This is a genomic window from Streptomyces shenzhenensis (assembly GCF_003688995.1).
Classification (GTDB): Bacteria; Actinomycetota; Actinomycetes; order Streptomycetales; family Streptomycetaceae; genus Streptomyces; species Streptomyces shenzhenensis_A.
The window spans coordinates 12,015-36,039 of sequence record NZ_PENI01000058.1 but is presented as its reverse complement, the minus strand read 5'-3'; the positions used below and the strand labels follow the sequence as shown (position 1 = coordinate 36,039).

At 72.1% G+C, this 24,025-nt stretch carries 20 protein-coding genes; 6 read left to right on the top strand and 14 right to left on the bottom strand.

Annotation, left to right across the window (positions count from 1 at the left end; all coding sequences use genetic code 11):
• Positions 1-290: 290 nt before the first annotated feature.
• The 3 genes from CTZ28_RS44965 to thyX form a co-directional block, all read right to left on the bottom strand.
• Entirely contained in the window at positions 291-1,976 is a 1,686-nt protein-coding gene (locus tag CTZ28_RS44965; RefSeq protein WP_121895626.1) for a ribonuclease J, read from the bottom strand.
• A gap of 143 nt (positions 1,977-2,119) precedes the next feature.
• The gene (gene dapA / locus CTZ28_RS44960; RefSeq protein ID WP_121895624.1) at positions 2,120-3,019 is read right to left on the bottom strand and encodes a 4-hydroxy-tetrahydrodipicolinate synthase; all 900 of its coding nucleotides are present in this window, start codon (positions 3,017-3,019) and stop codon (positions 2,120-2,122) included.
• Between the two features lie 196 nt (positions 3,020-3,215).
• Positions 3,216-3,956, bottom strand: coding sequence for an FAD-dependent thymidylate synthase (thyX, locus tag CTZ28_RS44955; protein ID WP_121895623.1), 741 nt, complete (start codon positions 3,954-3,956; stop codon positions 3,216-3,218).
• Between the two features lie 190 nt (positions 3,957-4,146).
• On the opposite strand from thyX, the gene CTZ28_RS44950 reads away from it, so the two are divergent.
• Together CTZ28_RS44950 and CTZ28_RS44945 are read left to right on the top strand one after the other, a co-directional pair.
• A complete protein-coding gene (locus CTZ28_RS44950) occupies positions 4,147-4,383 on the top strand; it encodes a hypothetical protein (RefSeq protein WP_121895621.1) in 237 nt (78 codons plus the stop codon).
• Positions 4,384-4,518: 135 nt separating this feature from the next.
• Positions 4,519-5,073 (top strand): hypothetical protein, encoded by a 555-nt coding sequence (locus CTZ28_RS44945; RefSeq protein ID WP_121895619.1) that lies wholly within the window; start codon positions 4,519-4,521, stop codon positions 5,071-5,073.
• A 104-nt stretch (positions 5,074-5,177) separates the two neighbouring features.
• Here CTZ28_RS44945 and CTZ28_RS44940 read toward each other — a convergent pair whose 3' ends face one another.
• From CTZ28_RS44940 to rpsO, 5 genes are all read right to left on the bottom strand, one after another.
• On the bottom strand, positions 5,178-5,621 hold the full coding sequence (locus CTZ28_RS44940; protein ID WP_121895617.1) for a hypothetical protein: 444 nt from the start codon (positions 5,619-5,621) through the stop codon (positions 5,178-5,180).
• A 19-nt stretch (positions 5,622-5,640) separates the two neighbouring features.
• Positions 5,641-6,393 (bottom strand): 4-hydroxy-tetrahydrodipicolinate reductase, encoded by a 753-nt coding sequence (dapB, locus tag CTZ28_RS44935; RefSeq protein ID WP_121895615.1) that lies wholly within the window; start codon positions 6,391-6,393, stop codon positions 5,641-5,643.
• 39 nt (positions 6,394-6,432) lie between these two features.
• Complete coding sequence (locus tag CTZ28_RS44930) at positions 6,433-7,812, bottom strand: M16 family metallopeptidase (protein WP_121895613.1); 1,380 nt, start codon at positions 7,810-7,812, stop codon at positions 6,433-6,435.
• Entirely contained in the window at positions 7,809-10,049 is a 2,241-nt protein-coding gene (locus tag CTZ28_RS44925; RefSeq protein ID WP_121895611.1) for a polyribonucleotide nucleotidyltransferase, read from the bottom strand. The genes CTZ28_RS44930 and CTZ28_RS44925 overlap by 4 nt, the downstream gene beginning before the upstream one ends.
• A gap of 312 nt (positions 10,050-10,361) precedes the next feature.
• Positions 10,362-10,649, bottom strand: coding sequence for a 30S ribosomal protein S15 (rpsO, locus tag CTZ28_RS44920; protein WP_121895609.1), 288 nt, complete (start codon positions 10,647-10,649; stop codon positions 10,362-10,364).
• A gap of 263 nt (positions 10,650-10,912) precedes the next feature.
• Here rpsO and CTZ28_RS44915 point away from each other — a divergent pair, with 263 nt between their 5' ends.
• Positions 10,913-11,206, top strand: coding sequence for a DUF397 domain-containing protein (locus CTZ28_RS44915; RefSeq protein WP_121895607.1), 294 nt, complete (start codon positions 10,913-10,915; stop codon positions 11,204-11,206).
• 718 nt (positions 11,207-11,924) lie between these two features.
• Entirely contained in the window at positions 11,925-14,981 is a 3,057-nt protein-coding gene (locus CTZ28_RS44910; RefSeq protein ID WP_121895605.1) for an SCO5717 family growth-regulating ATPase, read from the top strand.
• Here the strand turns inward: CTZ28_RS44910 and CTZ28_RS49205 are convergent.
• A complete protein-coding gene (locus CTZ28_RS49205) occupies positions 14,894-15,502 on the bottom strand; it encodes a LysR substrate-binding domain-containing protein (RefSeq protein WP_259472102.1) in 609 nt (202 codons plus the stop codon). The genes CTZ28_RS44910 and CTZ28_RS49205 overlap by 88 nt on opposite strands.
• A 1-nt stretch (position 15,503) precedes the next feature.
• On the opposite strand from CTZ28_RS49205, the gene CTZ28_RS44900 reads away from it, so the two are divergent.
• Both CTZ28_RS44900 and CTZ28_RS44895 read left to right on the top strand, forming a co-directional pair.
• On the top strand, positions 15,504-16,022 hold the full coding sequence (locus CTZ28_RS44900) for a LysE family translocator (protein ID WP_259472101.1): 519 nt from the start codon (positions 15,504-15,506) through the stop codon (positions 16,020-16,022).
• On the top strand, positions 16,019-16,807 hold the full coding sequence (locus CTZ28_RS44895; protein ID WP_121895601.1) for an alpha/beta fold hydrolase: 789 nt from the start codon (positions 16,019-16,021) through the stop codon (positions 16,805-16,807). The genes CTZ28_RS44900 and CTZ28_RS44895 overlap by 4 nt, the downstream gene beginning before the upstream one ends.
• Before the next feature lie 376 nt (positions 16,808-17,183).
• Here the strand turns inward: CTZ28_RS44895 and CTZ28_RS44885 are convergent, their stop codons facing one another.
• The 5 genes from CTZ28_RS44885 to CTZ28_RS44865 all read right to left on the bottom strand — a co-directional run bounded on the left by CTZ28_RS44885 (position 17,184) and on the right by CTZ28_RS44865 (position 23,859).
• Positions 17,184-18,131, bottom strand: a complete 948-nt coding sequence (locus CTZ28_RS44885; protein WP_121895599.1) for a bifunctional riboflavin kinase/FAD synthetase — start codon at positions 18,129-18,131, stop codon at positions 17,184-17,186.
• Positions 18,132-18,301: 170 nt separating this feature from the next.
• Positions 18,302-21,928 carry a trypsin-like peptidase domain-containing protein gene (locus tag CTZ28_RS44880; RefSeq protein ID WP_121895597.1) on the bottom strand — a complete coding sequence of 1,209 codons (3,627 nt, stop codon included), beginning with the start codon at positions 21,926-21,928 and terminating at the stop codon, positions 18,302-18,304.
• A 243-nt stretch (positions 21,929-22,171) separates the two neighbouring features.
• Complete coding sequence (gene truB / locus CTZ28_RS44875) at positions 22,172-23,077, bottom strand: tRNA pseudouridine(55) synthase TruB (RefSeq protein WP_121895596.1); 906 nt, start codon at positions 23,075-23,077, stop codon at positions 22,172-22,174.
• Positions 23,074-23,526, bottom strand: coding sequence for a 30S ribosome-binding factor RbfA (rbfA, locus tag CTZ28_RS44870; protein ID WP_121895594.1), 453 nt, complete (start codon positions 23,524-23,526; stop codon positions 23,074-23,076). The genes truB and rbfA overlap by 4 nt, the downstream gene beginning before the upstream one ends.
• 39 nt (positions 23,527-23,565) lie before the next feature.
• Positions 23,566-23,859 carry a DUF503 domain-containing protein gene (locus CTZ28_RS44865; protein ID WP_121895592.1) on the bottom strand — a complete coding sequence of 98 codons (294 nt, stop codon included), beginning with the start codon at positions 23,857-23,859 and terminating at the stop codon, positions 23,566-23,568.
• Between the last annotated feature and the right edge of the window lie 166 nt (positions 23,860-24,025).

Sequence of the window (24,025 nt, the reverse complement as noted above, 5' to 3'; positions counted from 1 at the left end):
CTTTCCTCCGGGCGCTTCCCTTTCGGTGTTTCCGACTCTATCAGATCTTGTTCCGATCCGATTTCCTCGGTGCTTTCCAGGTTCCCGCTCTCGCGTTTCCCTTTCCGGCAGACCCGACTTTATCAGAGATTCTGAGTCGGATTTTCCGCCCCGATCGGGCAGGGCTCAGCACACATGAAGCGGCTGGGCTTCCCTCTCTGGCGGAGCCGTAAACGTACTGGAGCGGGGTGCCTCGATGCAAATCGAGGCACCCCGCTCCGGGTTCACACGGACGTGGGAGCGTCCGCGGGTCAGACCTCCACGACGACGGGGAGGATCATCGGCCTGCGCCGATAGTTGTCCGAGACCCACTTGCCCAGGGTGCGGCGGACGAGTTGTTGCAGCTGGTGGGGTTCCACGACGCCGTCCTGGGCCGACCGCTCCAGCGCTTCCGTGATCTTCGGGAGGACGTCCGCGAAGGCGGAGTCCTCGATGCCGGAGCCGCGAGCCTGGACGTACGGGCCGCCCGTGATCTTGCCCGTGGACGAGTCCACCACCACGAAGACCGAGATGATGCCCTCGTCGCCGAGGATCTTGCGGTCCTTCAGCGCGGGCTCGCCGACGTCGCCGACCGAGAGGCCGTCGACGTACACATAGCCGGCCTGGACCTTGCCGCAGATCTTCGCCTTGCCCTCGACGAGGTCGACGACGACGCCGTCCTCGGCGATGACGATCCGGTCGTGCGGGACGCCGGTGAGGGCGCCCAGCTCGGCGTTGGCCCGCAGGTGGCGCCATTCGCCGTGCACCGGCATGAGGTTCTTCGGGCGGCAGATGTTGTAGAAGTACAGCAGCTCGCCCGCGGACGCGTGGCCGGAGACATGCACCTTGGCGTTGCCCTTGTGGACAACGTTGGCGCCCCAGCGGGTCAGGCCGTTGATCACGCGGTAGACGGCGTTCTCGTTGCCCGGGATGAGGGACGAGGCCAGGATGACCGTGTCGCCGTCGACGATGCGGATCTGGTGGTCCCGGTTGGCCATCCGGGACAGGGCGGCCATCGGTTCGCCCTGGGAGCCCGTGCAGACCAGGACCACGTCGCCGTCCGGCAGGTCGTCGAGCGTCTTGACGTCCACCACCAGACCCGGCGGGACCTTCAGATAGCCCAGGTCGCGGGCGATGCCCATGTTGCGGACCATCGAGCGGCCGACGAAGGCGACCCGGCGGCCGTACTCGTGCGCCGCGTCCAGGATCTGCTGGATGCGGTGGACGTGGCTGGCGAAGCTGGCCACGATGATCCGCTTGCGGGCGCTCGCGAAGACCTGGCGCAGGACGTTGGAGATGTCCCGCTCGTGCGGGGTGAAGCCGGGGACCTCGGCGTTGGTGGAGTCGGCGAGGAGGAGGTCGATGCCCTCCTCGCTCAGCCGTGCGAACGCGTGTAGATCGGTGAGGCGATTGTCCAGCGGCAGCTGGTCCATCTTGAAGTCGCCCGTGTGCACCACCATGCCGGCGGGGGTGCGGATCGCGACCGCGAGGGCGTCGGGGATGGAGTGGTTGACCGCGACGAACTCGCAGTCGAAGGGGCCGATGCGCTCGCGGTTGCCCTCCGCGACCTCGAGGGTGTACGGGCGGATGCGGTGCTCCTGGAGCTTCGCCTCGATCAGGGCGAGGGTGAGCTTGGAGCCGATCAGCGGGATGTCCGGCTTCTCCCTGAGGAGGAACGGCACTCCGCCGATGTGGTCCTCGTGACCGTGGGTGAGGACGATGCCCTCGATGTCGTCGAGGCGGTCTCTGATCGACGAGAAGTCCGGCAGGATCAGGTCGATTCCGGGCTGCTCCTCCTCGGGGAAGAGCACTCCGCAGTCGACGATCAGCAGGCGGCCGCCGTACTCGAAGACCGTCATGTTCCGGCCGATCTCACCGAGACCGCCGAGCGGGGTGACCCGCAGGCCGCCTTCGGGAAGCGGCGGGGGCGAGCCGAGTTCAGGATGCGGATGACTCAAAAGACTCTCCTCACCACGCGCGCCACGTACCGGTAGGGCACGTGGCGCGCGTGACGTTCGTGCAGAAGCAGTTGTCGTTGTGGATGCGGGCACCGGTGGCCCGCCTATTCAGTTGTGAAGCCCGGGTGGTGCCAAGTCTGGTGTTAGAGCTGTACCCCGCCGGCGGCAAGATCGATCTTGAGCTGGGCGATCTCTTCGGGCGTGCAGTCGACCATGGGTGCACGCAACGGTCCGGCGGGCAGTCCCTGGAGGGCGAGCGCGGCCTTGGCCGTCATGACGCCCTGGGTGCGGAACATGCCGGTGTAGACCGGGAGCAGCTTCTGGTGGATCTCGGTGGCCTTGTGGACGTCGCCGGAGATGAAGGCCTCGACCAGGGCGCGCAGGTCCGGGGTGACCACATGGCCGACGACCGAGACGAAGCCGACCGCGCCGACGGAGAGCAGCGGCAGGTTGAGCATGTCGTCGCCGGAGTACCAGGCGAGACCGGACTGGGCGATGGCCCAGCCGGCGCGGCCTAGGTCGCCCTTGGCGTCCTTGTTGGCGACGATCCTCGGGTGCTCGGCGAGGCGGACCAGGGTCTCCGTGTTGATCGGGACGCCGCTGCGGCCGGGGATGTCGTACAGCATGACCGGCAGCCCGGCGGCGTCGGCGACGGCGCTGAAGTGCCGGTACAGGCCCTCCTGCGGGGGCTTGTTGTAGTACGGGGTGACGACCAGGAGGCCGTGTGCGCCCGCCTTCTCCGCGGCGCGGGCCAGCTCGGTGCTGTGGTGGGTGTCGTTGGTGCCGACGCCGGCCACGACATGGGCGCGGTCGCCGACCGCCTCGACCACGGCTCGTACGAGGTCCGATTTCTCCGCATCGCTCGTGGTGGGGGACTCGCCGGTGGTGCCGTTGACGATCAGGCCGTCGTTGCCTGCGTCCACCAGGTGGGTGGCGAGCCGCTGGGCGCCGTCGAGGTCGAGTGCGCCGTCCGCCGTGAAGGGCGTGACCATGGCGGTGAGGACCCGCCCGAAGGGGGTCTGCGGAGTGGAGGTCGGAGCCATGGGTACCACGCTACTCGCTGCTCACTGCGCGGTCTGCCCTAGGGGTGCCGGGAAAGTCCGGACAAATGCGGAGCCCGGCACTGCCTGCTCGGGGGTTCAAGCAGTGCCGGGTCCGTTTGATCAGGCTAGATGAACTTCTATAAATGCCGCAATACGGACACTTCGCGAGGCTGATCCGTACCTGCGTGCGGTCTCGTCAGGGGGCGACGCGGCCGTTGGCGTTGAAGGCGGCATGGGTGAGCGGCATGAGCTCGGCCCAGGCGGCCTCCATCTGCTCGCCGACCATCTCGATCTCCCGCTGCGGGAAGGACGGCACCTTGGCCAGCTCGTGCTGGGTGCGCAGGCCGAGGAAGTGCATCAGGGACCGGGCGTTGCAGGTGGCGTACATCGAGGAGTAGAGGCCGACCGGGAGCACGGACCGGGCCACCTCGCGGGCGATCCCCTGGGCGAGCATCTGCTGATAGGTCCGGTACGCCTGGCGGTACGACTCCTCCATGGAGCGCGCCGTCAGCTCGTGCTGCTCGGGTGAGCCCTCGACGAACACGTACTTGCCCGGCCGCCCCTGCTGGACCAGCTTGCGCGCCGCGCCCGGCACATAGAACACCGGCTGCAGCTCGCGGTAGCGGCCGGACTCCTCGTTGTAGGACCAGCCCACCCGGTGCCGCATGAACTCGCGGAACACGAAGATCGGGGCGCTGATGAAGAAGGTCATCGAGTTGTGCTCGAACGGGCTGCCGTGCCGGTCGCGCATGAGGAAGTTGATCAGGCCCTTGGAGCGCTCGGGGTCCTTGTTCAGCTCGTCCAGGGACTGCTCCCCGGCTGTGGAGACACGGGCCGCGAACAGCACGTCGGAGTCCGCTGCACTGTGTTTGACCAGTTCGACGGTGACGTCGCTGCGCAGTTCGATCTTGAACTCGTCGTCGGGGGTGGGGGTCACGATGCGGCGGGTCCTTCCCATCTCGTCACTTGGCGACGCCACTCTACGACCCACCAAACCGGGCGTTCACTGCCGGGTCCCAATGAATTTGGCGAAACCGGGCACCTTTCTCGCCACCCACTCGTCTGTCCGGGTGAAAGCCACTCGTTCGAATCCCGATGTCCGCTTCCCGAGAGGAGATGCACTCCCGATGCTCCGTCGGCGCGAACCCGTGCCGTTCGCCTTCCTCGTCGAGGCCGAGAGGTTCCGCAGCAATGTCGCTCCCCCGCCCCGTCAGCGTGCGTCCGCCGGTCAGATAGCCGGGCGCTGGCTGCTCGGGGTCACCCTCGTGGCCGGGCTCGTGGGCTCCCTCGTCCTCGGGGTGCCGGCGCTGTCCACCCCCACGGCCCCACAGACCCCGCAGTCGCAGGCCTCGCAGGGGCGCTGACCTGGGCGCCGGCCCATGCGCGCGGCCACGGCCCGAGCACGCCCCACCCTTACGGACCCCCGAGGGTGGTGAGCGGGGACCCCGGCGGATAGCCTCACCGGGCACAGCCCATGCATGGACGAGTGAGGACCAGCCGTGCCCCTGCCCTTCCTGACGGCCGACCGATCCTTCGAGGCAGCCGACGACATCGCGTTGCCGTACGACGACCGCGCCCGTTGGCGCCGCCCCTACCGGCCGGGCCCCTGGCGGGTGGCAGCGGCCGCGCTGTGGCTGCTGCTGGCCTCGTTCGTGCTGTTCGGAGCCGTCATCATCGCCCTGACCGCCTCGCCGGCCTCCGCCGGGGTGGTGTTCGCCCTCACGCTGATCGTCATCGCCTCAGCGCTGCGGCTGCTGCGCATGGGCGTGTGGGTCAGCGCGCACGGCGTGCGCCATGTGGAGTTCCTGGTCACCCGCACCGTGCCCTGGAAGCGGGTGGTCGCGGTGCGCACGGTGCAGCAGCCGGTGCGCTGGCTCGGGCTGCCGCGCACGGTGCAGGGGCAGGCGCTGGTCCTCCTCCGCAAGGACCGTACGGACGAGGACACCGCGCCGCTGCTGACCACGCACGGCCTCGACTTCCTGTCGCGGGTCTCGGCCTTCGACCGGGCGGCGGACACCGTGGAGGCCTGGGCGGCGGAGTACCGGCGGGACTGAACGGCACACGGAGGTGGGGCCCGGTCCGCACAGCCGGACCGGGCCCCGCTCCGTTGCCGGACCCGTGGCACGCCTGCCGCGGCGCGCCGGTGACTCGTACCGCCTCAGCGCGCCGACTGATGCAGCGCGATGGCCCGCTGCATCGCCTTGCGGGCGCGCGGGGTGTCGCGGGCGTCGTGGTAGGCGACGGCGAGGCGGAACCAGCTGCGCCAGTCGCCGGGGGCCGCCTCCGTCTCGGCCTTGCGCCGGGCGAAGACCTCGTCGGCCGAGTCGCGGTCGATGTGGCCGGCGGCGGTGCGCCTCAACTCGTCGACGGGCAGGCCGCCCTCGGCGTCGAGTTCGGCGGCGAGCTGGTTGGCCCGGCGGACGAACTGGGTGTTCTTCCACAGGAACCACACGCCGATCACCGGCAGGATCAGCACCGCGATCCCGAAGGTGACGGTCAGCAGGCTGCCGGACTGGATGAGCATGACGCCACGGCTGCCGACCAGGACGAAGTAGAAGACCAGCAGGGCGGCCGTGACGGCGTAGGAGATTCTCGCGCGCATCTGAATGGGGTTCCTCGGATCAGCCCAGGTCCAGGAAGTGCTCCAGGCCGAACGTCAGGCCTGGAGCCGACACCACGCGGCGCGCGCCGAGCAGGATGCCCGGCATGAAGCTGCTGTGGTGCAGGGAGTCATGGCGGATGGTGAGGGTCTCGCCCTCGGCGCCGAGCAGCACCTCCTGGTGGGCGAGCAGCCCGCGCAGCCGTACGGCGTGGACGGGAACGCCGTCCACGCTCGCGCCGCGGGCGCCGTCGAGGGCGCTGACCGTCGCGTCCGGCGCCGGTGCCGAGCCGGCCTGCCGACGCGCCTCCGCGATGAGCTGGGCCGTGCGTGTGGCGGTCCCGGACGGGGCGTCCACCTTGTTCGGGTGGTGCAGCTCGATGACCTCGACCGACTCGAAGTAGGGCGCGGCGATCTGCGCGAACTTCATGGTCAGGACGGCGCCGATGGAGAAGTTCGGGGCGATGAGCACGCCCGTCTCCGGGGACTGGGCGAGCCAGCCGCGCAGCTGTGCGAGGCGCTCCTCGGTCCAGCCGGTGGTGCCGACGACGGCGTGGATGCCGTGCCGTACGCAGAAGTCGAGGTTACCCATCACCGAGGCGGGGGTGGTCAGTTCGACCACGACCTGGGCGCCGGTGTCCGCCAGCGTCTCCAGCTTGTCGCCCCGGCCGAGGGCGGCGACCAGTTCCAGGTCCTCGGCGGCCTCGACCGCCCGTACCGCCTCGGAACCGATCCGGCCCCTGGCCCCGAGGACCGCCACGCGCAGCTTGCTCATGTTCTTGCTTCCTAACCGGAGGTGATGTGACCGGGTGCTCTAGGCGACGGCCTCGTGCAGCCGCGAGGCCTGCTTGTCCTTCAGCGGGCCGATGACCGACAGCGAGGGCCGCCGGCCGAGGACGTCACGGGCGACGGCGCGGACCTCGTCCGGGGTGACCTGCGCGATCCGGGCCAGCATGGCGTCCACGGACATCTGCTCGCCCCAGCACAGCTCGCTCTTGCCGATACGGTTCATCAGCGCGCCGGTGTCCTCCAGGCCGAGCACCGTCGAGCCCTGGAGCTGCCCCATGGCGCGGGCGATCTCGTCGTCGGACAGCCCGTGCTCGGCGACGTGGTCCAGTTCGTCGCGGCAGATCTTCAGCACGTCGTGCACCTGGCTCGGGCGGCAGCCCGCGTACACGCCGAACAGGCCGCAGTCGGCGAACCCGGAGGTGTACGAGTACACGCTGTAGGCCAGGCCGCGCTTCTCGCGGACCTCCTGGAACAGCCGGGAGGACATGCCGCCGCCGAGGGCCGTGTTCAGCACGCCGAGCGCCCAGCGGCGGTCGTCGGTGCGGGCCAGGCCCGGCATGCCGAGCACGACGTGTGCCTGCTCGGTCTTGCGGCCGAGCAGCTCGACGCGGCCCGCGGTGCGGATCGTACGGCGGCCGTCACGCGGGGCGACGGGCACCGCGTCCGGGCCGCCGAGGGCGCCGGCCTTCTCGAAGGCGGCCCTGACCTGGCGTACGACCTTGTTGTGGTCGATGTTGCCCGCGGCGGCCACGACCAGGTGCGTCGGGTCGTAGTGCTTCTTGTAGAAGCGGCGGATGCGGTCCGCGGAGAGGGCGTTGACCGTGTCGACCGTGCCGAGGACGGGCCGGCCCAGGGCGTTGTCGCCGAACATGGTGTGCGCGAACAGATCGTGCACACAGTCGCCAGGGTCGTCCTCGGTCATCGCGATCTCTTCGAGGATGGCGCCGCGCTCGACGTTGACGTCCTCTTCGAGGATCAGCGAGCCGGTGAGCATGTCGCAGACGACGTCGATGGCGAGCGGCAGGTCGGTGTCGAGCACGCGCGCGTAGTAGCACGTGTACTCCTTCGCCGTGAACGCGTTCATCTCGCCGCCGACCGCGTCGATCGCGGCGGAGATGTCCAGCGCTGACCTGCGGCCGGTGCCCTTGAAGAGCAGGTGCTCCAGGTAGTGCGTGGCGCCGTTGAGGGACGGCGTCTCGTCACGGGAGCCGACGTGCGCCCAGATGCCGAAGGTGGCGGAGCGCACCGAGGGCAGGGTCTCGGTGACGATGCGCAGGCCGCCCGGGAGGGTGGTCTTGCGGACCGTGCCGATGCCGTTGGTGCCCTTGATGAGCGTTTGGGTACGGGCAACGGCCCGCGCCTCCGTGGAGGTGCGGGCCGTCGCCGTGGCGTTACGCGACGTCACTTGTCGGCGTCGTCCTTCTTGTCCGAGTCCGCGGCGGCGCCGTCGGAGGCACTGTCCTCGCCCTCGATCACCGGGATGAGGGAGAGCTTGCCGCGGGAGTCGATCTCGGCGATCTCGACCTGGACCTTCTGGCCCACGCCGAGGACGTCGTCGACGTTCTCCACGCGCTTGCCGCCGGCCAGCTTGCGGATCTGCGAGATGTGCAGCAGACCGTCCTTGCCGGGCATCAGGGAGACGAACGCACCGAAGGTGGTCGTCTTCACGACCGTACCGAGGTAGCGCTCGCCGACCTCGGGCATCGTCGGGTTGGCGATGCCGTTGATCGTGGCGCGGGCGGCCTCGGCGGACGGACCGTCGGCGGCACCGATGTAGATCGTGCCGTCGTCCTCGATGGTGATCTCGGCGCCCGTGTCCTCCTGGATCTGGTTGATCATCTTGCCCTTGGGGCCGATGACCTCGCCGATCTTGTCGACGGGGATCTTGACGGTGATGATCCGCGGGGCGTGCGGGGACATCTCGTCGGGCCGGTCGATGGCCTCCATCATCACGTCGAGGATGTGCAGGCGGGCGTCGCGGGCCTGCTTGAGGGCCGCGGCCAGGACGGAGGCCGGGATGCCGTCCAGCTTGGTGTCGAGCTGGAGGGCGGTCACGAAGTCCTTCGTGCCGGCGACCTTGAAGTCCATGTCACCGAAGGCGTCCTCCGCACCGAGGATGTCGGTGAGGGTGACGTAGTGCGTCTCGCCGTCGATCTCCTGGGAGATCAGGCCCATGGCGATGCCGGCGACCGGGGCCTTCAGCGGCACACCGGCGTTCAGCAGCGACATGGTGGAGGCGCAGACGGAGCCCATGGACGTCGAGCCGTTGGAGCCGAGGGCCTCGGACACCTGACGGATCGCGTAGGGGAACTCCTCGCGGGCCGGCAAGACCGGGATCAGGGCGCGCTCGGCGAGGGCGCCGTGGCCGATCTCGCGGCGCTTCGGGGAGCCGACGCGGCCGGTCTCGCCGGTGGAGTACGGCGGGAAGTTGTAGTTGTGCATGTAGCGCTTGCGGGTCACCGGGGAGAGGGTGTCCAGCTGCTGCTCCATACGGAGCATGTTGAGGGTGGTGACGCCCAGGATCTGGGTCTCGCCACGCTCGAACAGCGCGGAACCGTGCACCCGCGGGATGGCCTCGACCTCGGCGGCGAGCGTACGGATGTCCGTCACGCCACGGCCGTCGATGCGCTTCTTCTCCTTGATGACGCGCTCCCGGACCAGGCTCTTGGTCAGCGAGCGGTACGCGGCGGAGATCTCCTTCTCGCGGCCCTCGAACTCCGGCAGCAGCTTCTCGGCGGCGAGCTGCTTGACGCGGTCCAGCTCCGCCTCGCGCTCCTGCTTGCCGGCGATGGTGAGCGCCTGGGCCAGCTCGGGGCGGACGGCGCCGGTCAGCGCCTCCAGCACGTCGTCCTGGTAGTCCAGGAAGATCGGGAACTCGCCGACCGGCTTGGCGGCCTTGGCGGCGAGGTCGGCCTGGGCCTTGCACAGGACCTTGATGAACGGCTTCGCGGCGTCCAGGCCGGCGGCGACGACCTCCTCGGTCGGCGCCTCGGTGCCGCCGGCGACCAGCTTGATGGTCTCCTCGGTGGCCTCGGCCTCGACCATCATGATCGCGATGTCGCCGTCCTCCAGGACGCGACCGGCGACCACCATGTCGAAGACGGCGTCCGCCAGCTCGGTGTGGGTCGGGAACGCCACCCACTGGCCGCCGATCAGCGCGACGCGGACGCCGCCGATCGGACCGGAGAAGGGCAGGCCGGCCAGCTGGGTGGACGCGGACGCGGCGTTGATCGCGACGACGTCGTACAGGTGGTCGGGGTTGAGGGCCATGATCGTGGCCACGACCTGGATCTCGTTGCGCAGGCCCTTCTTGAAGGAGGGGCGCAGCGGCCGGTCGATGAGCCGGCAGGTGAGGATCGCGTCCTCGGAGGGGCGGCCCTCACGGCGGAAGAAGCTGCCGGGGATCTTCCCGGCCGCGTACATCCGCTCCTCGACGTCCACCGTCAGCGGGAAGAAGTCGAGCTGGTCCTTGGGGTTCTTGGAGGCGGTGGTGGCCGACAGCACCATGGTGTCGTCGTCCAGGTACGCCACGGCGGAACCGGCGGCCTGCTTGGCCAGGCGGCCCGTCTCGAAGCGGATGGTGCGGGTGCCGAAGGCGCCGTTGTCGATGACGGCCTCGGCGTAGTGGGTCTCGTTCTCCACTAGCGTTTTCTCCGTTACTTGTCGTCTTCGCCCCGTGGCTGCCCGTGTGGCAGGGGGGCGGTTGCGGAGAAGCGCTCCGTCTGGTGCGGGCCGGTCTTCGATCGAAGCACCCGGGTTCGCTCCCCGGGGGCCACTACCGAGGACCGGCGGCGGCGAGGCGCGCTCCTCCTCGTTCGTTGTCGTGCTGTGTCGTCCGTATTGCGTTGTGCTACCACACTACAAAGCGTGAGTGACACTCCGCACGTTTCCGTACGTACAGCAAAGGGAGCGGCCCCCGATCGTCCCGGGAACCGCTCCCCTTCGCACGGTGTCTTACTTGGCGCCCGCCGCACCGCGGCGGATGCCGAGGCGGTCGACCAGGGCGCGGAAGCGCTGGATGTCCTTCTTCGCCAGGTACTGCAGCAGGCGGCGGCGCTGACCGACGAGGATCAGCAGACCACGGCGGGAGTGGTGGTCGTGCTTGTGGGTCTTCAGGTGCTCCGTCAGGTCGGAGATCCGACGGGACAGCAGAGCGACCTGGACCTCGGGGGAGCCGGTGTCGCCCTCCTTGGTACCGAACTCGGAGATGATCTGCTTCTTCGTGGTGGCGTCGAGCGACACGCGTACTCCTCTTGATCTGTGAGTGGCCGCCGAGCGCCCCCGGTCTTCATCTCGGGGGAGCTTCCGCAACTCGGAGGCGGGGATCCGTCTCGCGCGCCCGCCGAGGCCCGTGAGGGCTTCCGGGGTACGTACACAGACGGCCGTCACTCAGGGTACCAGGAGGTTGCGGGCGCCTTCGCCGCGGCCGCCGAAGCACTCCTCGGCGGGCATGGCGGCCATTAGGGTGAACGCCCGGATCAACGGTGGGAAGGGGTCGCTGCGGCATGGCGGAGACGGCGCAGGAGATCAAGGCGCGCAAGGAGCGGGAGCGCGATGAGCTGTACGCGCTCGACATCTCGGACGTCGAGTGGCACAGCGCGCCGGGCACGGAGGAGCACGAGGAGCGGGTCGAGATCGCGTATCTGCCCGGCGGGGCCGTGGCCATGCGGTCGTCTCTCGATCCGGACACCGTGCTGCGGTACACCGAGGCGGAGTGGCGGGCGTTCGTGCTCGGCGCGCGGGACGGCGAGTTCGATCTGGAGCCCGCGCGGCAGGACGGGGCGCCCGCCGCGGAGTGAGCGGCACGCGCGCGTAGAGGGACGGGAAGGTACCGGTGTGCGTGCGCCGGTGATCCTCCCCCTCTGCATCTACATCTACGCGCGCGTAGGTCGGTGTTCGAGGCCGGTCCGTGCTCGGGTTCCAGGTCACCACCGCGGCCGGCCCGAAGACGCCCCGTGGCGAGACCGAACGCCACGATCCAGTCCGCCGGCCGGTCGTTGGCGATGTTCTCCTTGCTCATGACGAAGACCTGCTTGTCGGTGGCCCAGGTGCCGGGCGCGTGACGCGGGTTGGGGATCGTGGCCTCCCCGTCGGCGTGCCCGCTGCCGTCCCCCGCGGACGACAGGAGCCGGCCTCCGGCACCGGTACGCACGCGACCGGATCCTCTTGCGCGGCACGTCGGTTCGGGCTCCGCGAGGATCGTCTCCCGCAAGGATCCGTCCCTCTTGTTCATACTTGTCTCGCGGATTGTTCACCGATACGCGGACTGTGTACGGCACTTCAGGGCAGGGTGTGACGCAGTGGGCGCGGGCTCAGGTGCGGACGGGCCTGCCGGGGCGGGGGGCTCGGTGATTAGGCTGGGAGTGGGCGCGACGCCGGTACCTGTGGACGGGACGTCGGCGCCCCAGGGGGAGAACCGGTGGATCGGACTACCTCGCACGACAACGGACGACTGAGAACGACACGAGATGGTCGCCCCGGCACGGCACGAGGGTGCTCGACCAAGCAGGAGGAACTGTGAGCAGCGATCGGGACGGGATCCGCGGGGGCTGGGCCACACCCGGCGATGACCAGCCCGACGCGGAGTCGGCCATCGAGACGACCGGCGAATTCACCATCGACTACGCACCGCCCGCCTGGTACACGCAGAACGCGGCGGACACGGCAGGGGCGGCGGGGGCGCCCGGGTCCTCCGGGACGTCCAGTTCGTCGGAGGCGTCCGGTAGTTCGGAGCAGGCGGGCGGGCCGGGCGGGGCGTCCGGGTCCGGCACGTCTCCTTCCTCGTTCCCGCGGCAGGGTTCGCCGTTCCCGCCCGGTGCGCCGATTCCGGGGCTGACTCCTCCGCCGCACGCGCAGGCCGGCGGGGCGTCGGCTCCCGCGACGCCCGCGCCCGGAGCCCCGTTCACACCGCCTCCGCCCGCGCCCGGTGCGCCCTTCACACCACCGGCTCCGGCGCCCGGCGCGCCGTTCACTCCGCCCGCGCCCGCGGCCGGGCCGGGGGCGCCCTTCGCTCCGCCCCCGCCGCCCACCGGGAGTCCCGTCGCGGTGCCGAAGCTGCCGGTGGGCAGCGGGTTCGAGCCGCAGCAGACGCAGTCGCGGCCGGAGAGCGATCCCGCGTCGCCGGCGGCCCCCGCCCCGGCCGTGGCCGAGGCGGAGGAGCAGCCGGACAACGGCGACTTGGAGAGCGGCGCCACGATGCGGTTCTCCGCGGTCGCGCTGAAGCGGGAGATCTCCGAGACCACGGAGAGCGCGGGTGGCGGCGTCGACTCCGGGGCGGACGAGGCCGTTGAGCCCGTATCGGGTGCCGGTGAGGAGGAGCCGACGGCGGCGTCGGAGACGAAGGCCGTCGAGGGTACCGCGGACGAGCCGGGCGCCGACGCCGACGCCGAGGACACGGGTGACGACCGCGACGACTCCGTGGACGCGGAGTCCGAGGGTGCCGCCGCTGTCGGCAGCGCGTCCTCCGAGGGTGAGGACGAGAGCGGGACCGAGGAAGAGGACCCGCTCCTTCCGCGCGCCACGACGGCGGACGCCGACGCCGACGGAACCGGATCCGCGGATGTCGTGAAGGCCCTGGACACCGATGAGGCCGTGGACACCGACGGAGCCCCGGAGATCGCGGAGGCCGAGGACTCGGCACCGCAGGACGCGGTACCGCCGACCCCGGCCGCGCCCCAGGACGCGTTCCCGGTCGCACCCCCCGCTCCCCCTGCGCCCCAGGACGTCGCACCCCCCGCACCGCAGGACGCCCCGCCCGTCTGGCCGCCCGTGTCGGGGCCGCAGGGCGGGGTGCCGCCGTTGCCGCCCTCGTACCAGCCCGCCTCGCCCGCGCCCGCCGCCCAGTGGCCCGTGCAGCCGGGACCGCAGCAGCAGCCGGCCCCCGGTCAGGCACCACAGCAGGCGCCGGCCGTGCCCGGCCAGACGCCCCCGCAGCCGGCCGGCGCCCAGGGTCCGGCAGGCGTGCCGCCGCAGCAGCCGGCCTTCCAGCCGCAGGCTCCGCAGCCCGCGCCCGCCGCCTGGCACCAGCCCGCCCCGCCCCACCCCCAGAGCGGCTACGGCTTCCCGCAACCCGGAGCCCCGGCCCCGCAGCCGCCGAACGGTCCGGCAGCCACCGCTCCGGCACCCACCGGGCAGCCCACCGGTTATGGCTTCCCGCAGCCACCCGCCGGCCCCAACCCGCCTGCCCCGCCCGGTGGTTACGGCTTCCCGCAGCCCCCGGCGCAACCGGGACAGCCGCAGGCCGGCGTGCCGCAGCAGCAGCCCCCCGTCCAGGCTCAGCAGGCCATGCCCCCGCAGGCGCCGCAGCAGCCCGTCGACCCCCGGGCGGGCACCGCCTGGCCGCAGCCGGTCCAGCACGACCAGCGGCAGCCGACCAACCCCGGTGCGGCGCCGCTCGGTTACACCGCGGCCGTGGAGCTGTCCTCCGACCGGCTGCTCAACAACAAGAAGCAGAAGGCGAAGAGCGGCCGGCCGGCCGCCTCGTCCTCCCGGTTCAGGATCGGCGGGAAGAAGGAAGAGGCGGAGCGGCAGCGGAAGTTGCAGCTGATCCGCACCCCGGTGCTCTCCTGCTACCGGATCGCGGTGATCAGCCTCAAGGGCGGCGTGGGCAAGACGACCACGACGACCGCGCTCGGTGCCACGCTCGCCAGCGAACGGCAGGACAAGATCCTCGCCATCGACGCGAACCCGGACGCCGGTACGCTCGGCCGCCGGGTGCGCCGCGAGACCGGGGCGACCATCCGCGACCTCGTCCAGGCAATCCCGTACCTCAACTCGTACATGGACATCCGGCGCTTCACCTCGCAGGCGCCGTCCGGCCTGGAGATCATCGCCAACGACGTCGACCCGGCCGTGTCCACGACCTTCAACGACGAGGACTACCGGCGCGCGATCGACGTGCTCGGACGGCAGTACCCGGTCATCCTCACCGACTCGGGCACCGGCCTGCTGTACAGCGCGATGCGCGGGGTGCTCGACCTCGCCGACCAGCTCATCATCGTCTCGACGCCGTCCGTTGACGGCGCGAGCAGCGCCAGCACCACGCTGGACTGGCTGTCCGCGCACGGCTACGCCGACCTGGTCGCGCGGTCCATCACCGTGATCTCCGGGGTGCGCGAGACCGGAAAGATGATCAAGGTCGATGACATCGTGGCGCACTTCGAGACCCGGTGCCGTGGCGTGGTCGTGGTGCCCTTCGACGAGCATCTGGCCGCCGGTGCCGAGGTCGACCTCGACATGATGCGGCCGAAGGTGCGCGAGGCGTACTTCAACCTCGCCGCCATGGTCGCCGAGGACTTCACCCGGCACCAGCAGGCGCACGGCCTGTGGACCAGCGACGGCAACCCGCCGCCGGTGGCCGCCCCGCCGCTGCCGGGCCAGCCGCTTCCCGGCCAGCCGGCTCCGGGGCAGCCGTACCCGCAGATCCCGGGGCAGCAGCCGTACCCGCAGCAGGCCCAGCCCTATCCGCAGCCCACGGCCCAGCCGCCCTATCCGCAGCAGCCGTACCCGCAGCCCGGATATCCGCAGCAGGGCCAGCCACCGGCCCAGCCCCCGCAGGGGCCGCCCCAGCAGTAGGCCTTGCGCGGCCAGTCGTTCTTCGCCGAACTGGAGGGAGCCCGGGCTGGAGAGCTTGCGCGCAGAGGTGAACAAGCTTCAGCGGCTGAGGAAGCTGGTGGAGCGGTGATGTCGCGGGCGACATCACGTAGGAGGTCGATGAGCATGTCCGCGAGCCCCAGGTGAAGTTCGGTGTCCGCGGGCTGCCCGGTGGCCAGTGGATGGTCATCGGGGAGGACCACGACCATCGGGTCCAACAGGAGCGAGTGGGCCCGTACGTGCGGGGGCGGCGCGAGCGGCGTGCCCCAGGACGCGACGATGGCCACGTCCAGGCGCCCCGCGCTGATCTCGTCCGCTCCGCGTCCGGACACCACGTCGATGACGGAGACGTCGGCGTCCGGATGGCGGTGTCGCAGAGTCGTCAGGGCCGGTGGCAGCAGGTGCAGGGCAGCCGCCTGGAACGTCCCGATCCGCAGACGGAGCGAGAGGTGGCCGAGCAGTGCGGCCAGTTCCACCTCGGCCCTGTCCGATGCCTCCTCCACAGTGCCGCCGTCAGGGAGCCGTGCCGCTCGATCAACGCGAGAAGCCGCAGCTGTCCCGGATCCACCAGCACATGCCAGCGGCTTCCTGCTGTGGTCCACGACCGCCGCGGCCGGGCTGTCCGCCGTTCTGCCGGCCAGCCCCACCGCGTACGCGGTGCTCCGGATCGCAGGCGGCATCGTGCTGATGATCATCGGGGTGAAGACGCTACGGATCGCGCTCACCACCGTCTCCGACCGCCCGCCCGGCGAGGGCGGTCGCAGCACTGGCACCGAGACGGCGAACACGCCCGCCTTGGGGTTGCCGAACTGGGCGCCGCGGTGGCAGCAGGTGTCTGAGGGCCAGGCCGGGCCCGACCGCCCGAGGGCAGCTGCCGCCCTGTGCACCGGCAGCCATGAGGTCGCCCGGTACGGCCGGTGGCGACGAAGCACACCGCAACGATCGCCCCGGCTTCGCCGTCCGCTCAGGCCCGGGGCCACGCGGGTACTCTGTCCGACGGCACGGGAGCGAGGAAGCCGATGACGTACGCCGTGACACCGGACGGAACCCGCATCGCCTACCAGCTCCGGGGCCAGGGGGCGCCGCTGGTCCTGCTGGCGGGCCAGGCCAACAGCCACCACTGGTGGGATGCGGTTCGTGCCGACTTCCATCCCGCTCGCAGCACCCTCACGCTCGACTACCGCGGCACCGGCGACAGCGACAAGCCGGACACCCCCTACAGCACCGAACTGTTCGCCCAGGACGTCATCGCCGTCCTCGACGAACTCGGCGTCGACCGGGCCGACGTCTACGGCACGTCCATGGGCGGACGAGTGGCCCAGCAGATCGCGGCCCGCCACCCCCACCGGATAGGCGCCCTGGTTCTCGGCTGCACCTCACTCGGCGGCCCGCACAGCGTCGAACGCGGCAACGACGTCCGCCGAGCCCTGACGCGACCTCAGCCCGAAGCCGCGCGACAGGCCCTGCTGGAGCTGATGTACACCCCTCGATGGCTCGCCTCCCATCCCGGCCCGCACCACACCCTCGGCGACCCTCGCATGCCTGCCCACGCCCGGCGCCGGCACCTCGCGGCCAGCAACCAGCACAACGCCTGGGACCTCCTGCCGGACATCAGCGCCCCCACCCTGGTCGTCCACGGAAGCGACGACCTGCTCACCCCCACCGCCAACGCGCCCCTGCTCGCCGACCGCATCCCCGACGCCCGACTGCACCTGGTCCCCGACGCCCGGCACGCCTACTTCGAGGAGTGCCGCACCCACGCCAGCCCCCTCGTCCTGGACTTCCTCACCACCGCGCACAAGCCGTAAGAACAGCGCAGCCGATACTCGGGACACCCTGCGTGACGGACCCTCAGAGCACATCCGCAAGCGACGTCGACGACGCCGAGCGCCACGCCTGCCCGCCCTGCCGATCCCGCTCGGGCGCCGTCGCCGGCCGACCACCTCACCGCCCACGGCCTGGTCCTGGAGATGCCGGCGGGCCCGCTGCCCGGCAGCCACGACCCCAGCGGTCCTGGGCGGTTCCTCTTCGGCTTCTTCGCCGCCATGGCCGAGACCGAGCGTGAGAGCATGCGAGCCCAGGCGTGCCCCGAAGCCGTCGCCCCGGCCCGCGCCGAACTGCGCGGCCGGCCACGACGCCGCCGCAGCCGGCCGACGGCGTATCACGGCCCGTCCAGCGGAGCGCTCAGGCGTCCGCCGCGATCAGTGCCCGGCAGCGCTTCACGTCGTCGGCCATCTGCTCCAGCAGGGCCTCCAGCGAGTCGAACTTCGCCTGCCCGCGCACGTACGCCAGGAAGTCCACGGCGACATGCAGCCCGTACAGGTCGAGGCCCACCCGGTCGATGGCGTACGCCTCCACCGTGCGCTCGGTGCCGTCGAACTGCGGGTTGGTGCCGACGGAGATCGCGGCCGGCATGACCTCGCCCTGGGCGTGCAGATAACCGGCGTACACGCCGTCGGCCGGGATCGCGGTGTGCGGGAGGGTCTCGACGTTGGCGGTCGGGAAGCCCAGTTCACGACCGCGCTGGGCGCCGCGGACGACCACGCCCTCGACGCGGTGCGGGCGGCCCAGGATCTCCCGGGCGCCCGCGACGTCGCCCTCGGCGACCAGGCGCCGGGTGAGCGTCGAGGAGAACGGCTCGCCGTCGCCCGCGGCGCCGGTCACATACAGGTCGACGACCTCGACCTCGAAGTCGTAGATCTCGCCCTGCTCGGTGAGGAACTCGACGTTGCCGGCCGCCCGGTGGCCGAAGCGGAAGTTCGGGCCCTCGACGACCGCCCTGGCGTGCAACTTGTCGACCAGCACCTTCACGACGAACTCGGCGGGCGACAGCTTCGAGAACTCGGTGGTGAACGGCAGGATCAGGACCGCGTCCACGCCCAGCTCCGCCATCAGCTCGGCCCGGCGGTGGTGCGGGGCGAGCAGCGGGGGGTGGCTGCCCGGGCGGACGACCTCGCTGGGGTGCGGGTCGAAGGTCACCACGACGGACGGGATGCCCAGTTCGCGGGCGCGGTCCACGGCGTGCCGGATGATCAGCTGGTGGCCGCGGTGGACTCCGTCGTAGGAACCGATGGTGACGACGCTGCGCCCCCAGTCCTGGGGGATGTCCTCCAAGCCACGCCAGCGCTGCACTGTGACCGCTCCTCGAACCCGTGTCCGTTTTCTACCTGACCGCTTACGCAGGTCTAAGGGTGCCATGCCGGGTGCCCCCGGCCCGCATCGGTAGGGAGGCTGTGACCGGGCGCACGCGACACCGCGCACCCGGGGCGACCGCCCGGACCACCGATCGTACGGAACCCGTGTTACGCGGGGACGCGCACGCCCGCCAGATTGCCGAGCATCCGGCGCGTGCTCGGGCCGACCACGGCGGCCCACTCCTCCGGGGTGTCGGTGAGCCAGCGGGCCATCAGCGCGGCGAAGCCCGGCACCCGCCGGCCCAGATCGACCAGACCGCGGTCGAAGCGGGTCGCGCCGTCCGGGGTGCGGATGAGCAGCAGTCCGGTGCGGTGGACGAGGTCACGGACCCCGGTGACGCCGCTCTGCGCCGCCGCGTGCAGCAGGGCGTCCAGGACGCCGGGGTCACGCTCCCGGGCGAGCAGGAAGTCCAGGAGTTCGCGGCGCAGCGGGCGGGAGGCCGGGGCGCCGGGGGCGGCGAGGACGGTGGCGAGGGCCGCCCGGACCGGTTCGGGGCCGTCGTCGAGCAGGGCCGTCACCAGGGGCAGGAGTACGGTCCGGGCGGCCGGGCCGTGGTCGAGGCGGCGGTCGACGTGCTCGGCCAGGTGTGCCGCGGTCTCCGGCCGCAGTGCCGCCGCCTCGCGGACGAGCGCGGCGGCCCGGCGGGCGAGGCCGGGCGGCGTCAGGTCGGCGAGGGTGCGCAGCGCCTCACGCGGGTCCGGTCCGGTGCGCAGCCGGTCGCCGAAGGCGTCGAGGACCTGGTCCGGGTGTGTGGCCAGGGCCGGGACGAGCGCGGACGGCGGGAGCCGCGGATCGCCGGACGCGAAGTGCCGCAGGGCCTGCGGAAGGTGCCGGGCGCGGGTGTCCGGGTCGTGGACGAGGAGGGCGAGCGCGCCGCCGTGCAGGCCGGTGTCGGCGGGGCTGTCGAGCAGGGTGCGGGCGGCCTGGCGGAGCAGGTCGCGGTCGGTGTCGGTACCGGCGTGGAGCGCGGCGCGCAGTCCGTGCGCCACCGCCGCGGCCCGGCGCGCCGGGCGGTCGTCGTGTGCCCAGCGGTGCACCGCCCGGCAGACGGCGGAGGGCTCGTCCTCGGCGAGCGCGGCGAGCAGGTCGTCGGCGCGCCGGTGGGCGCGGTCGGCGAGCACCTCGACGAGGGCGTCCAGGGCGGGGTGCCGGTGGGTGTGCAGCAGTGCCTGGGCGGCCGTGGCCACGGTGGCGCGGGGCATGCCGGGGATCGCCCGCTCGTCGTCGAACCAGCGCGACACGAGGGCCTGTACGGCACCGGCAGCACCGGTATCGGCGAGGAACTCGGTATCGGTGTCGGTATCGGTGAGGAGCCCCGCGACGGCGTCCAGGTATCGGGGGCCGGGAGCGTGCGGCTCGTCCGCCAGGACCAGTTCCCGCAGCAGGTCGAGGCGGTCGGCCACGGGCAGGGGCAGGGCGGTCCAGAAGGCGGGGGCGAACTCGGCGGGCACGGGCCGGCCGGTGCGCCGCGAGGTCACGATCCGGTCGGCCAGCAGACGCAGTACGTGCGTGTACGGCGTCGCGTCGGGGACGCCCGCCAGGGCACCGGCCAGCAGCCGGGCGGCCCACCAGCACCCGGGGTCCTGCCCGGTGTCCAGCGCGCGGGTCAACTCGGCCAGACGGGAGGCGAGTTGACCGGGCCCTTGCTGGCGGGCGAGGAGAAGCAGCGCCTGGACGACGGGGCCGACGCGATGGTGCGCGAGGGGCAGCGGGCGGGCGGGGGTGCACGGGCGGTGGACCAGGGCGTGCAGGGCCTCGTCCAGATCGAGGTGCATGCCCTGGATCCAGTCGGCGAACTCCTCGTGGGCGAAGCGGTAGCCGTCCCCCGCGGGCACGAGGAGCCCCTCGGCGAGGACGGCGGATGCCCAGCCGGTGCCACCGCCGGGGCGGTCCGGGGCCGGTCCCCAGGGGAACAGCGCGTCGAAGGCGTCCCGGGTCAGTTCGCCCTGCCCGGGACCCAGGCTGCGCCGGGCCGCCTCGTGGACCCGCCCGGAGACCCGGGCCGCGAGCCGCCGTACGGCCGTGCCGCGCAGGTCGCTCCCGGCGGCCAGGCGCTGCGCGACGCGCAGGCACATCAGGTCGAGGTGGGCGGAGAACACCTGGTGCCGGTCGAGCGGCGGGGCGGCCGGTGCGGCCGGCAGGGCGGCGCGGACCTCTGCGAGCAGGCGCAGGGTAAGGGGGTGGCGGGCGTCGCGGTCGGTGAGGGCGCCGTCGGGTACGGCGTACCGAGAGCGGGCGCGGCGGGCCTCGGCGGGGGTGAGGTCGCCCAGCCGTACGCAGGGTGGCGGGGCGCCGTCGGCCGGTGCCGGCGGGTACAGCGACTCGCGCGGGAACTCGGCTCCGGCGTCCTCCCAGTACTCCTCCCGGCAGCCGACGACGAGCCGCGCGCCGGTCGCGCGCAGCCAGGCCGCCGTCCCCTCGGTCCACTCGGCGAGCCGGTGGGCGAGGCCGGGCGGCATCTCCTCGGGGGCGTCGAGAAGCAGCAGCAGGGGGCGGCCGGCCCGCTCGGCGAGCCGGGCCAGGCGCTCGGGGGTGAGGTCGCCGAGGTCGCCGGGGCGGAGGGACCGGGTGGCCGCGACGATGCGGGCCGCCCGGTCCAGGGCGCGGCGCACCGCGTCGGCCACCGAGCCGTCGGCGGCCGAGAGGTCGGCACCGCGCAGCCACAGTGTGGGCGCCGGTGCGGGGCCTCTGTCGCGCCGGGCGGCGAGGGCCGCGAGTTCCGTCGTACGGCCGCTGCCCGGGGCGCGGACGAGCCCGAGCACGGCCCTGTCCCCTTCGGTGAAGGCCGTCAACTCCCGTGTGACGCCGTCTCGTTGGACGGGTTCGACCGGTCCTGGCCCGGTGCTGCCGACCGCGTCGGCATAGCCGGCGAGCGCACCGGGCGGGCCGTCCTGTCCGAGCGAGGTGGCGGTGATCTCCAGGACGCCCGCCAGGTTGAGGTCGGCGCCGTAGGCGGGCACGGTCGCCGCGTTGCGGGCGAGCAGGTCGGCGAGCGGGTCCGGGTCCGCGCCGGGTGTGCGCCCCGGCCGGGCGGAGCCGGGGGCGGTTCGGCGCAGCGGCACCGCGAAGCCGGCGTCGCGGTGGTCGGACCGCAGCGCGGTGCCGAGGACGGCGACGACGGCGCCGGTCCGCGCGTCGAGCACGGGTCCCCCGGCGGCCCCGCCGCCCAGCCGCAGCGCGTCCCGCCCCGCCGTGCCGATCGCCAACTCCAGCGCGCCGTCGAGGAGATGGAAGCGGTCCGTGGCCGTGTAGGTCGCCTCGGCCGCGCCGAGCACCCGCGCCTCGCGCCAGCCGCCGGCGGCGATCCGCACATAGCTGCCGGTCTGGATCCGCTCCCGCGTGGTGACCGGGAGCGGGTCCGCGCCGAGCCCCTCGGCGCGGACGAGGGCCAGGTCCAGGTGGGGCAGCGGGGTGACGGCGGCGGCGGTGACGACGCAGGTGCGCTCGCCCGCGTGCAGGACCAGCCGGGCGAGTCCGTCGACGGCTTCGTGGCTGGTGACGACCGTGCCGTGGTGGTCGGCCGGGAAACCGGTGCCGCGTGGCCGGCCGGCCAGATCGCGGATCTGCACCAGGGACGCGTCCGGGCGGCCTGCGGCCCACTGCGCGGGCGCCCTGCCGTCCGCGTCGTCCGTCCCCTCCGTGCCGTCCCGCTTGTGCCGGGCCCCCTCGCGGGTCCGGCCCGCACCGTCCGCCGCCCGGCCGCTGCCCCCGGTCCGCGGGCCCCGTACCGCCATGGTCGAACCTCCCGCCCCTGCCCACGCGCCCTGTCTTCGACGGTAGGCGTGGAGTGATCAGCGGGACAGAGCGCGTACCGAAAGCGCCCCCTTCCACTCCCCCGGTTCACTCCGAGCGCCTGCCCGGCCGGGTGAATCGGCGGCGGCGACTGGATAACCCTAGGGGTGGGGGAATCGAGGGGGACCGTGGAGCGGCGGCAGTGGCACCCCGTGCTCCGCCGCTCCACGGGCCGGACGAAGCCGTCAGCCGAAGACGGCCAGGCTCTTCGCCTTGCCCTTCTGTTCCTCGACGAGCGCGAGGAAGCGGCCCTCGGGGTCGAACACCGCGACGGGACCGGAGCCGGTGTACGTGTCGGGCATCTCCAGCCGTACGCCGTTGAGGAGCAGCCGGGCCCGCTTGGCGTCCACGTCCCAGCGCGGGAAGGCGGCCGCGGCGGCCTCCGCGATCGGCATCACGGTCAGCTCCTGCTGGAGCTGGTCCAGGGTCCGCGCCGCGTCCAGCCGGTACGGCCCGACGCGGGTGCGGCGCAGCGCGGTGAGGTGACCGCCCACGCCCAGGTCGGCGCCCAGGTCGCGGGCGAGGGCGCGGATGTAGGTGCCGGAGGAGCAGACGACCGAGACCACCAGGTCGAGCACCGGGGTGCCGTCCTCGGCGACGGCGTCCCGGACGTCGTACACCGTGAAGGAGGAGATGGTGACGGGCCGGGCGGGGATCTCGAAGTCCTCGCCCTCGCGGGCCCGCTTGTAGGAGCGCACTCCGTCGATCTTGATGGCGCTGACCTTGGACGGCACCTGCATGATGGCGCCGGTCAGCTTGGCGATGCCGGCGTCGATGGCGTCGCGGGTGACCTTGCTCGCGTCGGTGGCGGCGGTGATCTCGCCCTCGGCGTCGTCGGTGAGCGTGGTCTGGCCGAGCCGGACGGTGCCCAGGTACTCCTTCTCCGTCAGGGCGAGATGCCCGAGGAGCTTTGTCGCCCTCTCCACGCCGAGGACGAGCACGCCGGTCGCCATCGGGTCCAGGGTGCCCGCGTGCCCGACGCGGCGCGTCCGCGCGATCCCGCGCATCTTGGCGACGACGTCGTGCGAAGTGAAGCCCGACGGCTTGTCGACGATGACGAGGCCGTCGGGCGTGGTGTGCTTGCTGGTCATTCGCCGGCGACGTCCGTCTCGTCGTCCGCCTCGGGCTTGCGGTACGGGTCCGCCTCACCGGCGTACGCAGCGCCCGCGGACGCCTCGCGCACCTTCGCGTCGGAGGCGCGCGCCCGGTCGAGGAGGTCCTCGATGTTCCGGGCGGTGTCCGGCAGGGCGTCCGCGACGAAGGTGAGCGTCGGCGTGAACTTCACGCCGGCGGCGCGGCCGACCTCGGAGCGCAGGATGCCCTTGGCGCTCTCCAGCCCTGCCGCGGCGGCCTGCCGCTCCTCGTCGTCGCCGTACACCGTGTAGAAGACGGTCGCCTCCCGCAGGTCCCCGGTCACCCGGGTGTCCGTGATGGTGACGTGCGAGCCGAGCCGCGGGTCCTTGATCCCGCGCTGCAGCTTCTGGGCCACCACCTCTCGGATGAGGTCCGCCAGCCTTTTCGCCCGCGCGTTGTCGGCCACTGGTCCGTCTCCCGTTCTTTCTTCTTCTGCGTTCTGTGGTCAGTCGTCGTCGCCGTGGAAGCGCCGCCGTACCGACAGCAGCTCCACCTCGGGGCGGCCGGCGACCAGCCGTTCGCACCGGTCGAGTACGTCGCTCAGATGCCCCGCGTCGCCGGAGACCATCGCGAGGCCGATCAGGGCCCGGCGATGGAGGTCCAGATGATCCACCTCGGCCGCGCTCACCGCGTACTTCCGCTGGAGTTCGGCGACGATCGGGCGGACGACGGAGCGCTTCTCCTTCAGCGACCGTACGTCGCCGAGGAGGAGGTCGAAGGACAGCGTCCCCACGTACATGTGTGTTTCCGGATGACCCGCCGGTACGGGATCGATGGCCCTGCCCTTGGGATCGGCAGGGACATCAAGAACGGTACCGCGTACCTGCCGGTGGCTCGACGGGGTTTCCTTGGCACCGGTTGGCTGCTGTTCTGCCTGGGGGCTGCGCCCCCAGACCCCCGCGCAT